This is a genomic window from Pseudomonas sp. PME37.24/006 (assembly GCF_055556635.1).
Map to the genome: position 1 here is coordinate 1 of NZ_JBVHNL010000194.1, position 257 is coordinate 257.

The 257-nt window shown below is 58.4% G+C and carries 1 protein-coding gene; it reads left to right on the forward strand.

Going from position 1 to position 257, the window contains the following annotated elements; translation table 11 throughout:
• Positions 1–257: winged helix DNA-binding protein (locus ACZ3GY_RS24370; RefSeq protein ID WP_465912358.1), on the forward strand; the 257-nt coding region annotated here is incomplete at both ends.

Consider the following 257-nt stretch of genomic DNA (forward strand, 5'->3'; position numbering starts at 1 on the left):
TTGTTGGAACGATGGAGCCGACCACGCTTTCGGCGATCGCTTCCATGGAGCAACGGGGAATCGTTGCCCGGGTCCGCAACGCGGCGGACAAGCGGAAGATCAACATCTTCCTCACCCCTTACGGTCACGAGCTGAAAAGGAAGCTTCTGCCCATTGGCATCGAAGTTGGGGATATCGCTAAGACCGGCATTTCGCGCCGCGAAGCGGATCTCCAGATCGCCCTATTGGGCGAGCTGCAGACCAATCTAGAAGCTGCG